At 31.6% G+C, this 14,540-nt stretch carries 10 protein-coding genes; 5 read left to right on the forward strand and 5 right to left on the reverse strand.

Annotation, left to right across the window (positions count from 1 at the left end; all coding sequences use genetic code 11):
- Positions 1-13 precede the first annotated feature (13 nt).
- Both Q4Q39_RS13500 and Q4Q39_RS13505 read left to right on the forward strand, forming a co-directional pair.
- Positions 14-3,349: a VCBS repeat-containing protein gene (locus tag Q4Q39_RS13500; protein WP_303283039.1), complete on the forward strand. Its 3,336-nt coding sequence runs from the start codon at positions 14-16 to the stop codon at positions 3,347-3,349.
- 19 nt (positions 3,350-3,368) lie between these two features.
- Positions 3,369-3,602, forward strand: a complete 234-nt coding sequence (locus Q4Q39_RS13505) for a hypothetical protein (protein WP_303283040.1) — start codon at positions 3,369-3,371, stop codon at positions 3,600-3,602.
- 15 nt (positions 3,603-3,617) lie between these two features.
- On the opposite strand, the gene Q4Q39_RS13510 is transcribed toward Q4Q39_RS13505, so the two are convergent.
- Both Q4Q39_RS13510 and Q4Q39_RS13515 read right to left on the reverse strand, forming a co-directional pair.
- Complete coding sequence (locus Q4Q39_RS13510) at positions 3,618-3,959, reverse strand: hypothetical protein (protein WP_303283041.1); 342 nt, start codon at positions 3,957-3,959, stop codon at positions 3,618-3,620.
- A 145-nt stretch (positions 3,960-4,104) separates the two neighbouring features.
- Positions 4,105-5,385 (reverse strand): 3-deoxy-D-manno-octulosonic acid transferase, encoded by a 1,281-nt coding sequence (locus tag Q4Q39_RS13515; protein WP_303283042.1) that lies wholly within the window; start codon positions 5,383-5,385, stop codon positions 4,105-4,107.
- A gap of 83 nt (positions 5,386-5,468) precedes the next feature.
- Between Q4Q39_RS13515 and Q4Q39_RS13520 the strand changes: the two genes are divergently transcribed.
- Together Q4Q39_RS13520 and galE are read left to right on the forward strand one after the other, a co-directional pair.
- A complete protein-coding gene (locus Q4Q39_RS13520) occupies positions 5,469-6,626 on the forward strand; it encodes a DegT/DnrJ/EryC1/StrS family aminotransferase (protein ID WP_303283043.1) in 1,158 nt (385 codons plus the stop codon).
- On the forward strand, positions 6,619-7,641 hold the full coding sequence (gene galE, locus Q4Q39_RS13525; RefSeq protein ID WP_303283044.1) for a UDP-glucose 4-epimerase GalE: 1,023 nt from the start codon (positions 6,619-6,621) through the stop codon (positions 7,639-7,641). The genes Q4Q39_RS13520 and galE overlap by 8 nt, the downstream gene beginning before the upstream one ends.
- On the opposite strand, the gene Q4Q39_RS13530 is transcribed toward galE, so the two are convergent.
- The 3 genes from Q4Q39_RS13530 to Q4Q39_RS13540 all read right to left on the reverse strand — a co-directional run bounded on the left by Q4Q39_RS13530 (position 7,638) and on the right by Q4Q39_RS13540 (position 10,799).
- Entirely contained in the window at positions 7,638-8,762 is a 1,125-nt protein-coding gene (locus tag Q4Q39_RS13530) for a sensor histidine kinase (RefSeq protein WP_303283045.1), read from the reverse strand. The two genes, galE and Q4Q39_RS13530, sit on opposite strands and share 4 nt — an antisense overlap.
- A gap of 135 nt (positions 8,763-8,897) precedes the next feature.
- Positions 8,898-10,013 (reverse strand): sensor histidine kinase, encoded by a 1,116-nt coding sequence (locus Q4Q39_RS13535; protein ID WP_303283046.1) that lies wholly within the window; start codon positions 10,011-10,013, stop codon positions 8,898-8,900.
- A gap of 3 nt (positions 10,014-10,016) precedes the next feature.
- Positions 10,017-10,799 (reverse strand): LytR/AlgR family response regulator transcription factor, encoded by a 783-nt coding sequence (locus Q4Q39_RS13540; protein WP_303283047.1) that lies wholly within the window; start codon positions 10,797-10,799, stop codon positions 10,017-10,019.
- 537 nt (positions 10,800-11,336) lie between these two features.
- Here Q4Q39_RS13540 and Q4Q39_RS13545 point away from each other — a divergent pair.
- Positions 11,337-14,531 carry a SusC/RagA family TonB-linked outer membrane protein gene (locus tag Q4Q39_RS13545; RefSeq protein ID WP_303283048.1) on the forward strand — a complete coding sequence of 1,065 codons (3,195 nt, stop codon included), beginning with the start codon at positions 11,337-11,339 and terminating at the stop codon, positions 14,529-14,531.
- Positions 14,532-14,540 lie beyond the last annotated feature (9 nt).

The following is a 14,540-nucleotide window of genomic DNA, read 5'->3' on the forward strand; positions in this document are numbered from 1 at the left end:
AATGAGAAAGACTATGTTGCTAACAACTCCCTTTAATAAAACCCTTTGGTTATACGTTTTTTGTCTATGGATGCTTTTTGGGTGTAAAAAAGAAAAGGCTAAGAAAGAAATTATTTTTGAAAAAGAAACACTGTTTAAAAGCTTGTCTTCAAAAGAAACAGGAATCAGTTTTAATAACACTATAGAAGAAAACCCAGGAAACTTCTTTATTGTTTATAATTATGCTTATAATGGAGGAGGTGTCGCTATAGGAGATATTAATAATGATGGGCTTTCAGATATTTACTTTACCGGTAATCAGGTTGAAAATAAGTTATACTTAAATAAAGGGAATTTTCGATTTGAAGATATAACAAGTTCAGCAGGTGTTGGAGGAGGAGACGGTTGGGATAACGGAGTTGTTATGGTAGATGTTAACGGTGATAGTTTTTTAGATATCTATGTATGTAAAGGTGGCTGGAGAGGTACAGATGCAGAACGTACTAATTTGCTTTACATTAATAATGGTGATAATACTTTTTCTGAGCAAGCAAAACAATATAACATAGCAGATACAGGATTTTCTATGATGGCTTCATTTTTCGATATGGATAATGATAATGATCTGGACATGTATTTAATTAACCGCCCAAAACGTTTTTTCCTTTCTCATGATGATATTAAAAAAGGAAAAGAAGAACAAAGTCCTTTGTATAGGGATAAACTTTACGAAAATGTAAATGGGGTTTATAAAGAAATTGGCTTAAAATCAGGAATCAACCAAACATACGCTTATGGATTAGGTTTATCGACTTCCGATTTAAATAACGATGGCTTTAGCGATATTTATGTCGCTAACGATTATTTTGAAAGTGATTACTTTTTTAAAAACAAAGGCAATAAAACCTTTTCGCAAAACATTCAATCGATAACCAATCATGTCGCATTTTATGGTATGGGTATAGATGTTGTAGATTTCAATAATGATGGGTATGAAGACCTTGTCGAATTGGATATGACATCATCCGATCATGTACGAGCAAAAACAACTATGGCTTCGATGAATGTAGATGCTTTTTATCGCATTTTGGAAGCAGGCAATCATTATCAATATATGCATAACATGCTTCAGATAAATAATGGAAATGGCTTTTTTAGTGAAATAGGTCAGTTTGCTGGTATCGATAAAACCGATTGGAGCTGGTCTTGTCTCGGTAGTGATTTTGATAATGATGGGTTACGAGATTTGTTTATCTCTAACGGTTTTAGACGGGATATTTTTGATAAAGATGCTACTAGTAAATTTTCAAGTTATATAGAATCTAAAGAAAAAAAGAAGCGTTCTAAAAGTGAAAATGTACAACATATAGTGAGCCTGTTTAATGAAAATAAAATCTCTAATTATATTTATAAAAATAACGGTGATTTAAAATTTTCTAATAAAATAAAAGATTGGGGGTTAGAAGCTATTAGTTTTTCTAACGGGGCAGCTGTAGGTGATCTGGATAATGATGGCGATTTAGATTTAATTGTAAATAATATTAATGATGCTGCTTTTGTTTACAAAAATAATTCAGAAAAATCAGGAAATAATTATCTAAAGGTAAAATTAAAAGGCCCAAAAAATAACACACTGGGATTAGGTGCAAAAATCACGGTGTTTAATAAAGATAGTATTCAATATCACGAATTAAAGAACGTGCGGGGCTATTTGTCTTCGGTAGAACCCATAGCGCATTTTGGTTTAGGAAAAACAAATGTTATTGACTCTGTAAAGGTTGTTTGGCCAGATAAAAAAGTGAACCTGCACAGTAATTTAAAAGTAAATACAGTTTTAACAGTAGATTATAAGGAAGCCAATAGGCTTAAACTAAAAAAGGAACAATACAATCCTGTTTTTAAAGACATAACAAAGCATGCGTTTTTGGGAAAGCAGGTTACTCATAAAGAAAATGAGTTCGACGATTTTAAAACTCAAATATTATTGCCTCATAAACTTTCAACCGAAGGCCCTTGTATTTCGGTTGCAGATGTTAATAATGACGGATTTGAAGATTTTTATCTAGGAGGAGCAGTAAATCAAAGCGGCAGGCTATTTTTGCAAAAAAAGCACGAAACCTTTGTTGAAAGTAAACAGACGAGTTTTTTAAAAGATAAAAACTATGAAGATGTTGCATCTGTGTTTTTTGATGCCAATAAGGATGGAGCTGTGGATTTATATGTGGCTAGTGGAGGTAATGAATTTCATGAAAAATCTCCAGAATATCAAGATAGATTATATTTAAATGATGGAAAAGGACATTTTGTTAAGTCAAATAATTTCCCTGAAATAACCTCCAGTGGAGGTTGTGTTTTACCTTTAGATTATGATGATGATGGTGATTTAGATTTATTTGTCGGTGGGCGGTTAGTCCCTAATCGCTATCCAGCTCATTCTAAAAGCTATTTATTGCAAAACAATTCAGGTTTTTTTACCGATGTTACGTCTCAATTTGCTAAAGATCTAGAGTTTATAGGGATGGTAACCGATGCTGTGTGGCAGGATATAGATGGAGATTCTAAAAATGAATTGTTAGTAGTTGGTGAATGGATGCCTATCAGCTTATTTCAAATTAAAGATGGTGTCTTTGAAAAACTAGAGCATCCAACTTTAAATAAAACAAATGGTTGGTGGAACACTATTGAAGCAAAAGATATAGATCTGGATGGTGATATAGATTTTATTGTAGGGAATCTTGGTGAGAATTATAAATTTAAAGCAAGTGAAGAAAAACCATTCTATGTTTTTGCTTCCGATTATGATAAAAATGGAACAAATGACGTGTTCCTGGCTAAAGATTATAAAGATAAAATTGTTCCTGTACGTGGCAAAGAATGTTCAACGGAACAATTGCCAAGCTTATCTAAGAAATTCGCAACATATAATGAATTTGCAATTTCAGATATAGGAACCATATTGGACGATAAAGCGCTTACATCACAAAAGCATGAAGCATATACGTTTCAGTCCGTGTTTTTAATTAACAATGGAGGTGTTTTAGAAATTAAAAAACTTCCAAATCAGGCACAATATTCTACAGTACAAAGTATTGTTGTAAATGATTTTAACAAAGATGGTATTAATGATGTTTTACTTACAGGAAATAAATTTAATGTTGAAATTGAAACAACCCGAGCCGATGCTTCTGTTGGATTATTATTAAATGGCATTAAAAATTTTGATTTTAAGGAAGTAAAACCTACTTCAAGTGGTGTCTTTTTACCCTTTAATGTTAAGGAGTCTAAAGCTATAAAACTTGGTGAAAATGCTCAAGGCATTCTGGTTGGAATTAATAACGGTTCTATACGTCTGCTAAAAGCGTCTAATTAGAATGGTGTTTCCTAAAAAAATGTTGAAACCATTAAAGTGTTTATCAAAAACCTTATTTTTTATATTAGTTATCGTGGCTTATGCGAAAGAAGAGACTAACATGCAAGAATTACTCAAGAAGGTAGCTAGAGAACAATTTTTTACTCCAGATAATGACTATGCATCCTCGGTGAGAGTAGCGTATTTTGATAGTATCATTAAAACGGTTTCTGCCAATAAAAAAAGACTGCCATATAGCAGTCTTTTTGTTTAAAAGATATGTTGGTATTTAGTGACCAGCTTCTTTCTTTATTGCATCAACTTTGCTTTTAGCAGCGTCTGCAGCAGCATCAACTGCATCTTCAGCAGTTTTAGCAGCACCATCTACAGCGTCTCCAGCAGCATCTACGGCTCCTTCAACAGCTTCAGTAGCACTTTCTACAGCAGAATCGGCAGCATCTCCAGCGGCGTCAGCAGCAGCTTCAACAGCGTCTCCTGCAGCTTCAGCAGCTTCTTCTGCAGCATCGGCAGCAGCTTCTACAGCATCTTCAGCTTTTTTAGTATCTCTACATGAAGTAAAAGATAAACTTAGTACAAGTAATAGAGCGGTACTTAATAATAATTTTTTCATTGTTCTTTGTTTTAGTGTTAATTATTTGAGTATTAAAATACTGATTACTAATCAAGTATTAAAATGTTAGTTACGAATTTAGTAACTTTTAGTATATTCTAAGAATTTTATGTTAATTTTTTTAACAATTATTCTACGAAATACATTATATACGCAGATAGTCTATAATTTGGATGACGGCACCTTTGTTTTTTTGGATATAATCACTATTATTTTTCCCACAAGACAATCGTTTTACCTTGTTTAGAATCAATTCGTCTAGAACGCTATTAAATTCTTGTTGGTTGGAAATAGAAAACATGCCATTAATAGTTATCATGGCTTTGGCTTCTGGAAACTTTTCATGATTAGGGCCTATAATAATAGGAACTCCAAACACAGCCGGTTCTAAAGTATTGTGTAATCCAGTATGTCCCATAGCTCCACCCACATAGGCAATATTTGCATAACTGTAAACCTTAGTGAGTATTCCAATAGTGTCTATTATAAAAACTTGGGCATTAATTAACTGTTTATCATTCTTTTTAGAATGCAATACCGATTTAGTATTTAACTTTTCTTGGATGTTATTTATTTGTGAAGCTTTAATGTTATGAGGAGCAATAATAAATTTTACGTTTTTATGCTTACAGGAATTAATATAATTAATCAATACGTTTTCATCGTCAGGCCATGTACTGCCTGCAACTATACATAATTTATTGTCTTTAAAAGTTTCAAGAAAAGGTAAATTGTTATTTAATTCCAATTGACTAGATACACGATCAAAACGGGTATCTCCACTAACAGTAACTTTATTATAGTTTATTGATTCAAGTAATGCTTTTGAAGTATCATTTTGAGTGAAAATATGCTCGAAAGTAAATAAGGCACGTCTCAATTCTGCACCATAGAATTTAAAGTAGGTTTGGTTTTTTCTAAAAGCAGCCGAAATTAAAATAGCACGAAATTTTTTTCTTTTTAGTTCATTTAATAAATTAGGCCAAATATCGTATTTAACAAAGATGCTGAGTTCAGGATTAACAAGGTTTACAAAACGTTTTGCTTGTTTTTTGCTATCTAAAGGTAAATAAATAACAACATCTGCAATGGGCGAGTTTTTACGAATCTCATAACCAGAAGGAGAAAAAAAGCTAAGTACGATTTTATGATGTTTATAGAGTTTTCTTAGCTCCTTAAATACAGGAAGACCTTGTTCGTATTCGCCTAAAGACGCACAATGAAACCATAAAGTTTTATCATTAGGCTTTAAATGACTTTCAAGAGTCTTAAAAGTATTTTGACGACCAACAACCCCCTTTTTAATTTTTTCATTAAATAAGGAAGCACATTTTAATCCGAAATGTGCTATATCAATACCTATGTTGTAAATAAAACCCAATGCTTTTCTTTGGTGTAAAAATACATTTCTTTGAAACAAATTCATTGGTTAACGTGAAGGAATTTTGTAATTTCGTAGACTGTTAGCCCACAATGGGTATTCATTAAAATTAGTCTTAATTTTTTTAGATGAAGAAAATTCAAATGGTTGACCTTAAAGGTCAGTATAATGGCATAAAAGATGTTGTTAATCCTTCTATTCAGGAAGTTATAGAAAACACCTCATTTATAAACGGTCCTAAGGTTCATGAGTTTCAAAAGAATTTAGAGCAATATTTAGGAGTTAAGCATGTTATTCCTTGTGCAAATGGTACAGATGCGTTGCAAATAGCCATGATGGGATTGGGTTTAAAGCCCGGAGATGAGGTTATTACTGCCGATTTTACTTTTGCAGCAACTGTAGAGGTGATTGCTCTATTACAACTAACACCTGTTTTAGTAGATGTTAACGAAGATGATTTTAATATAAATATTGAGGCTATAAAAAAAGCCATTACACCTAAAACAAAAGCCATAGTTCCTGTACATTTATTTGGTCAATGCGCTAATATGGAAGCGATCATGCAGATTGCAGAGGAACATAATTTATTTGTAATAGAAGATAATGCACAAGCTATTGGTGCATCTTACAAATATAAAGATGGTAATAACGTTAAAGCAGGAGCTATTGGACATGTAGCTTCTACGTCCTTTTTTCCATCTAAAAACTTAGGTTGTTATGGAGATGGTGGGGCCATTTTTACAAATAACGACGATTTAGCACATACCATTCGAGGTATAGTAAACCATGGCATGTACGAACGTTACCACCATGATGTTGTAGGAGTGAATTCGCGTTTAGATAGTATTCAGGCAGCGGTTTTAGATGCAAAATTACCACATTTAGATACATATAATAAAGCACGGCAAAATGCTGCTAAGAAATACAATAAAGCATTTGAAGGACACGATCATGTTATTATTCCAAAAATTGCAAGGGTCTGTTCCGAGATTTGCGACACTTCTTGTGATTGTCATGTCTTTCATCAATACACACTAAGAATAAAAGGTGTCGATAGAGATGCATTGGCAAAGCATTTGAATGAACAGAACATTCCTTGTGGGGTGTATTATCCAATACCGCTTCATAATCAAAAAGCATATAGAGATGAAAGATATAATGAAGATGATTTTAAAGTAACAAATCAATTAGTTAAAGAAGTGATTTCGTTACCAATGCATACCGAATTAGACGACGAACAAATAGAATATATTACATCAACAATTATTAAATTTATAAATGGATAAAATATTAGTTACTGGCGGATTAGGATTCATAGGATCGCACACTGTTGTAGAATTACAAAGCGAAGGCTACGACGTTGTAATAATTGATGATTTGTCAAACTCTTCAGAAAAGGTACTAGATGGCATAACTGCAATAACTGGTGAAACTCCCATTTTTGAAAAATTAGACCTTAAAGAAAAAGAGAAAGTAGAACATTTTTTTAAGAAGCATAATGATATAAAAGGTGTGATTCATTTTGCAGCGAGTAAAGCTGTAGGTGAGAGTGTAAAAGAACCATTATTATATTATGAAAATAATATTAGCACTTTAGTTTACTTACTTAAAGAGTTACAAAAACTACCATCTGCTGGATTTATTTTTAGTTCGTCTTGTACGGTTTATGGACAGGCAGATGAGCTACCAATAACAGAAAATGCCCCTGTAAAACAAGCGGAATCGCCTTATGGGAATACAAAGCAAATTGGAGAAGAAATAATTAATGATACTTGCAAAGTATCACCAAATTTAAAAGCGATTGCCTTACGTTATTTTAATCCAGTAGGGGCACATGAATCTGTAAATATTGGTGAGTTACCAATTGGTGTGCCTCAAAATTTGGTGCCTTTTATTACACAAACAGCTATAGGTATCCGTAAGGAGCTATCTGTTTTTGGAGATGATTATCCAACTCCAGATGGTACCTGTATTCGAGATTATATTCATGTAGTAGATTTGGCAAAAGCACATGTAATTGCGTTAGGTCGTTTACTTAAAAACAAGAATAAATCTAATTATGAAACGTTTAATCTAGGAACAGGAAAAGGTAGCTCGGTATTAGAAGTTGTTCAATCTTTCGAACGTGTTTCTGGAGTAAAATTAAACTATAAAATTGTCGATAGAAGAGAAGGTGATATCATCTCTGCTTATGCAGATACTAATAAGGCTAATGATGAATTAGGATGGAAAACCGAATTGTCTTTAGATGATGCTATGCGCTCTGCTTGGCAGTGGGAAAAAAAGGTAAGAGGGAATTAAAAATCTGTTTCAATTTTCGATATCGATAACTGAATAGGGATTATAATTGAGGTGACAACCTTGTTATTTTTATTGAACATTTTGAATTCATAGTGTTCTTCGTAAAGTGTTTGCAACCTGTCTTTAATATTGGATAATCCATGTCCTTTTTTTAATAAATCGGATAGACTCTCATCTAGTTTTTTACCGTTGTTTTCTATTATAATATGTAAAACGTCAAGTTTTATATAAATGTTAACAAATATGTCTAATGTAATATGTTGTTTGCTGTAACCATGCTTAATAGCATTCTCTATTATAGGCTGGATTAACATATTAGGAATTAAAATGTTATCTAAGCCTTTTTCAATGTTCATGTGAAAATTCAAGTTGTCAGAAAACCTCATTTCATTAATATGAATGTATTTTTTGAGAATAAACAACTCCTCCTGAAATTCAATAAGATTCTGATCTTTTTTTTCTAAAACATTTCTTAATAAATCACTTAAGCTTATAACCATATCTTTAGATTTTGAAGAGTCGATATCCATTAATGAATAGACACTGTTTAAAGTATTGAAAAGGAAATGAGGATGAACTTGAGATTGTAAAAACTTTAATTTTGTATCAGAAAGTTGAGCCTGTAAACGCGCTGTTTGAACTTTGTTTTCTTGAATTTTTTTAAAATAAAAGTATATGTATATAATACCTAAAATAAGAAAATATAGTGTATAATAATACTTAATATGAAAAATATATCTAGAAATATAAAAGTCTGTAAACTGGAGAGACTCAAAACTTCTTTCTTTTATTATTTCTGGAATATGGTAAATGGTCCATGTAAACTGGGGTAGCGTAATTGGGATTGTTAAATGGAATATAACAACAATCCAAAGTGAGGTTTTTCTTTTTATAAAAAAGTTAACAATGATAGATACAATAACCATGTAGATAATTACGCCTGTAAACTCGGCTAACTTGCCAAATATCTCTGCGCCTTGTAGATCATAATTTAATTTGAGGACTCCTTTTTTTGTAATAAACGAGCGTTGAAATATGTCATATAAATTTAGGGTTAACTGAACTATTATTATAATTAAAATTAGTTTTAAATCGATATATTTTTTTAAAATGTTTATCATGATTTAAAACGGTTAGATTATAATATAAATGAACACCATATAAATAGAATTACTTAAATATATACGCTATAAAAATATGAGAGAATTAAATTTAATTTGAATAAACTGGCTTGCACAATATTTACAAAAAGAGAGTTAAAACCCTTTTTCAATTTGAGATATAGACAATTTAATCGGTATGTTTACTTCGGTAATTACACTATTTGATTTGTTATAAATTTTTAACTTATAATCATTACTATAAAGAGAATCTAGTCTTTCCTTTATATTGTTAAGACCAGTTCCTTTTTTTAAGAGAACAGAAAGTTTATCTTTCAATTCTTTACCATTATTTTTAATCTTTACTATAAGCTTATCATTCTTTTTAAAAATGTTTATAGCTATATCGAGTGATAAATGTTCTTTATCATAACCATGCTTTGTAGAGTTTTCTACAATAGGCTGTAATAACATATTAGGCACCAAAATATTTTCTAAGCCCTCTTCAATATTGAGGTGAATGTTTAATTGATCGGAGAAACGAGCTTTTTTAATATGTATGTACTTTTTTAGTATTTCTAGTTCTTCTTGTAATTCAATTAAGTTTTGATCTTTCTTCTCTAAAACATTTCTTAGTAAATCACTTAAATCTACTACCATACTCTTAGATTTTGAAATGTTTATATCCATTAACGAATGGATGCCGTTCAATGTATTGAATAAAAAGTGTGGATGCATTTGAGATTGTAAAAACTTTAGATGCGTTTTTGAAAGTTGATCTTGTAGTTTAATGGTTTGTATTTTGCTTTCTTGGACTTTTTGAAAATAGTAATACATGTAAATCATAGTTACTAAGGACATATAAATTAAGAAATGTAAATCTATAAGTCTTATATAAGATGTAAATAAACTGGCAATCGAATTTTCTGCCATTGGCCACGGACTTTTAAGTTGCTCTATAATCTGTGATAAACCAATTGTAAAAGCACCAATAAAGAATGAGAAAAATAAATGTATAGATATAATATAAACCAGTTTTGTTTTCTTTTGCATCAAAAGCTTGGTTGTAAAAGCTATAAAAATCATAAAAATGACAATAAGTGCCCAATCTAATAAGTTTGCAAAAATGAATTCACTCCAATTTACATCTCTTTTAGTATATATTCTTAAATAAGCATTTTTGGAAGCATAAATAATCACAAATATGAGATAGAACAAGGATAAAATACCTATAAGTTTATAATCGAAGTATGCTTTAATCCTTTTTATCATATATTAAATCCCCATTTTTTTCTGAAACTCTTTTTTATAAGTCTTACTAATTCTAAATAACTTTTCATCTTGCATTTTTACATCAATCTCACCATAATTAGAGTATAATACTTCTGAAATAAAAGAGGTGTTTATGATGGTAGATCTGTGAATTCTGGCAAAATTATAAGGCTTTAATTGATCTAATAAAGAGTTTAGTGATTCTCTTAAAAGAAATTTTTTTTGTTCCGTGAAAATCTCTGCATAATACCCAGAAGCTTGAATATATTTAATGTTGTCTTTTTCAATAAAAGAAATTTTACCATTTGCTCTTATAGCTAGTTTGGTTTTCTTGGTTTCTGGGAAATCTTCGTTAGGATTTTCAATATAACGAAGTAAATCACTTATTTTTTTATTTAATATATTCGATTTATTAGAAGAAAGTAGCTCAATCACCTTATTAGTAGATTGAAAAAAGCGTTCATCTTTAAAAGGTTTTAATAAATAATCAAAAGCAAAAAAGTCAAAAGCTTTAAGAGCAAATTCATCAAAAGCAGTGATGAAAATAATTAAGGGTCTAGTTAAAGGGTCTATTTGTTTTAACACGTCAAACCCTGTCATATCAGTTATTTGAATGTCAAGAAATATTAAGTCAGGTTTTTTGTTAGATATAGCATTTATAGCTTCTTTACCAGAACTACACTCTTCAAGGACTTCAATTTCTTTTATATCATTTAACAAATTTGAGATTCTTTTTCTTGCTAAACTTTCATCATCAATAATTAAAGCTTTTATGAGATTTCTCATGGATATATTTAATTTGGTATACTAAAACTAATACAAAAAAACGACTTAAAGCTGTATATAGATGATGTTCACTGCACGAAATGATAATTTCAAATCATAATAAATTTATTACAATTCAATAAAAAGGATGTTTAAATCAATTTTTTATAGTTTCATAATTCTAAGGCTTCCTTCCGTGCGTAAATGCGAAATATCCATTCAATGGTTTAATTTAATGATTTTTAAGTAATTATATATTGTTGCGAATGGTTGATTAAGAAGGGTGAATTTGATTTGTAATCATTTACCGTCAAAACTAATCGTTTGAATTCAAAATACAATTACTTCAAATCAAAGTTTAGTAAATAACACTATTAAAGTTCTTCTTTTACTACTGCAATTGTAAAGGTAAGGCAGTTAAAGAGCTTTACAAAAAACTAGAGTTACACTAAACTTTGGTTCCATTTATGTAATTTTTTTGAATTAGTCTTTAAAAAAATAATCTTTTCTGCCTTCCTTTCTTACAATCTGCATTGACTAACTCATAAAATAAATAAAATGAAAAAAAAGTTTAGTGGATTACTAACGCTATTACTAGCGTTTGTCGTGCAATTATCTTTTGCACAAGAAAAAACTATATCGGGTACAATATCCGATGTTTCTGGTCTGCCGCTCCCCGGAGCAACAGTCTTAATTAAAGGAACCACGTCCGGAACTTCTTCAGATTTTGACGGTAAATATTCAATAAGAGCAAGCCAAGGGGCTGTCCTTGTCTTCAGTTTTGTTGGATATACAAGTACAGAGGTTACCGTTAATGCTTCCAACACAATTAACATGACATTACAAGAGGATGCTACTGCTCTAGAAGAAGTAGTAGTAACAGCTTTTGGTATTAAAAGAAATGCTAAAAACTTAGGATACGCTGTTAGCCAGGTTGAATCTAAGGAGGTTATTGAAAACTCAGAACCAGATTTACTAAGATCGTTATCAGGAAAGGTAGCAGGTGTTAATGTGAATTTTTCTAATGGTGTCGCAGGAGCTTCAAACCAAATTAGTATTAGAGGGCAAACTACTATAGGTGGTGCCAGTCAACCCTTATTTATTGTTGATGGTATTGCTTATGACAACCGTCAGGTTTCAACAGTAGAGTTACAACCACCAAGTGGTTTTAGTACTGGAGGTGGAGGATATGAATCAGGTATTTCCAGTTTAGATCCTAATAATATTGAGACTGTAACTGTATTAAAAAGTACAGCTGCTGCAGCATTATATGGTTCGAGAGCAACAAATGGAGTTATTGTTATTACAACAAAATCTGGTTCGTCGCTTAATAAAGATGCTAATAATAAATTAAGTGTTAGTGTTAGTAGTGGAACGTATTTTGAGAAAATAGCAAATTTGCCAGACTATCAGAACAAATATGGACAAGGAACGCAATTTAAATTTAATGCAGGATCTAATGGATCTTGGGGACCCGCTTTTGATACTTTAGAAACTATTCCTGTTTGGAATAGTTGGGTAACAGCATTTCCGGATGTATATGGTCCCGGTTTAATAGAAACACTCCCTTATGAAGCACAACCAAATAATGTTGAAGATTTATTTGATACAGGAGTCGTTTTAGATAATTCTGTTACAGCGTCTTCTAGTAATGAAAATGGAAGCTTTAGTGTAACGCTTTCAGATTTACAACAAAAAGGTTATATGCCTTTTAATACTTACGAAAGAACATCTTTTTCTGCGGGTGGAAATTTTAAGCTTCCAAATAACATAACCGTTGGTGGTTCTGTTTCTTATTCAGATACCGATCAAGTAGGAGGTTTTTTTGGTAATCAGCAGTTTGCCGGATCTTCATCTTCTTTTGCCAGATCACTATGGTTAGGTCGTGCATGGGATTTATCAATTCCTTATACAAATCCTATTACTGGTGGTTCAGTTATTCCAAATACAGGTTGGGATCATCCGCTTTGGTCTTGGGAAAATGATCAAATTACAACCAACACAAATAGAGTTGTAACAAACTTAAGTATTGGAGTTCCGATTAATGAGCATATTTCAGCATCGTTTAGAGTTGGCTACAATAAATATAACTTAAATAGAAGAGAAGTTAGACACCCAGCATCTATAGCATCAGCTTTAACAGGAGGAACACTTATTACAGATGGTGCTGTTAATGAAGATCTTGAGTCTACACTCTTGTTAAATTTTAATTATGATTTAACAGATGATATCGGTTTTTCTGCAATAGCAGGACTAAATACATATCAAAATACTTTTAAACGAGATGCGAATTTAGGAACCACATTTATCTCTCCAAATATTTATACACTTGCTAACACAATCACTACATCCAGTTTAGAAGATTCTTATGCAAGAAAACGTAATGTTGGAGTCTTTGCAGATTTAACTTTATCATACAAGGATTTTCTATTTTTAAATGGAACAGGGAGAAATGATTGGTCTTCTACTTTACCGTTAGACAACCGATCTTACTTTTATCCTTCAGCCAGTTTATCATTAATTGTTACTGAAGCTCTTAAGCTAGATAGTAACACTTTAACATTTGCTAAGCTTAGAGGTGGTTGGGCTTCTGTTGGTAATGATGCGGCAGCTGAATTTTTGAACACAACGTTTGCGTTAGGCGTGCCTTTTGCAGCAATTCCTGTTGTTGGAAATAGAGTCGGTTTAGGAGATCAAGAGATTACTCCAGAATTTACAGATGAAATTGAAATTGGAGCAGATTTAGAGTTCTTTAAAAGACGAATAGCTATTGATTTTACATGGTATAAAAAAACAACAACCGATTTAATTTCTCCTGTATCTGTACCCCGATCTAGTGGTTTTACATCATTTAACACCAATATTGGAGAGATGACAAATACAGGTATAGAAATTGGATTGACACTATTACCTATCCAAACAGAGAATTTTACATGGAATTTATTTACCACATTCACAAAAAACAAAAATGAGGTAACCGAATTGGTTGAAGGTCTTGAAAGAATTAGGTTAGATGGAAATCAAATTGCATATGCTATTAAAGGAGAACCATTCGGAGTCTTTTTTGGGTCGAAACACCTTAGAGATGAAGAAGGTAACTACATAATAGATCAATCTACAGGATGGATATTTCAAGATCCTACTAGTGATGTTATTGGTGATCCTACTCCAGATTTCAAAATAGGTTTTATCAATACATTTACATATAAAAATTTGACTTTGCGTTCTCAAATTGATTGGAGGCAAGGTGGCGATATACAATCTATAAGTATAGGGTCTCTTTTAGGAAGAGGTGTTACCAGAGATACAGAAGATAGAGAGCGCACACATATTATTCCAGGTTTTTATGGAGACGTAAATGGAAATTATACACTAGATGCAAGTGGAAATAGAATACCAAATACAACACAGATAGATACTAACGATTTGTATTTCACGGGTGGTGGGCCTAGTAATACTTGGGGTATTAACTCAACAGATCAAGGTACTGTTTATGATGGTACAGTGTATCGCTTAAGAGAATTAAGTTTGACGTATGATGTACCTTCAAAATGGTTGGAAAAAACACCTTTTGGTAAAGCATCGTTTAGTGCGGTAGGTAACAACTTATGGTATTTTGCACCAAATGTTCCAAGGTATACTAATTATGATCCTGAAGTAACTTCTTTTGGTTCTGGTAGAGTACAAGGTATTGAAAACTCTTCAGCACCAACTTCAAAACGCTATGGATTTAAAATCAACTTAACTTTTTAAATAAAAGAA

Origin of the sequence: Flavivirga amylovorans (assembly GCF_030540875.1) — a bacterium.
Classification (GTDB): domain Bacteria; phylum Bacteroidota; class Bacteroidia; order Flavobacteriales; family Flavobacteriaceae; genus Flavivirga; species Flavivirga amylovorans.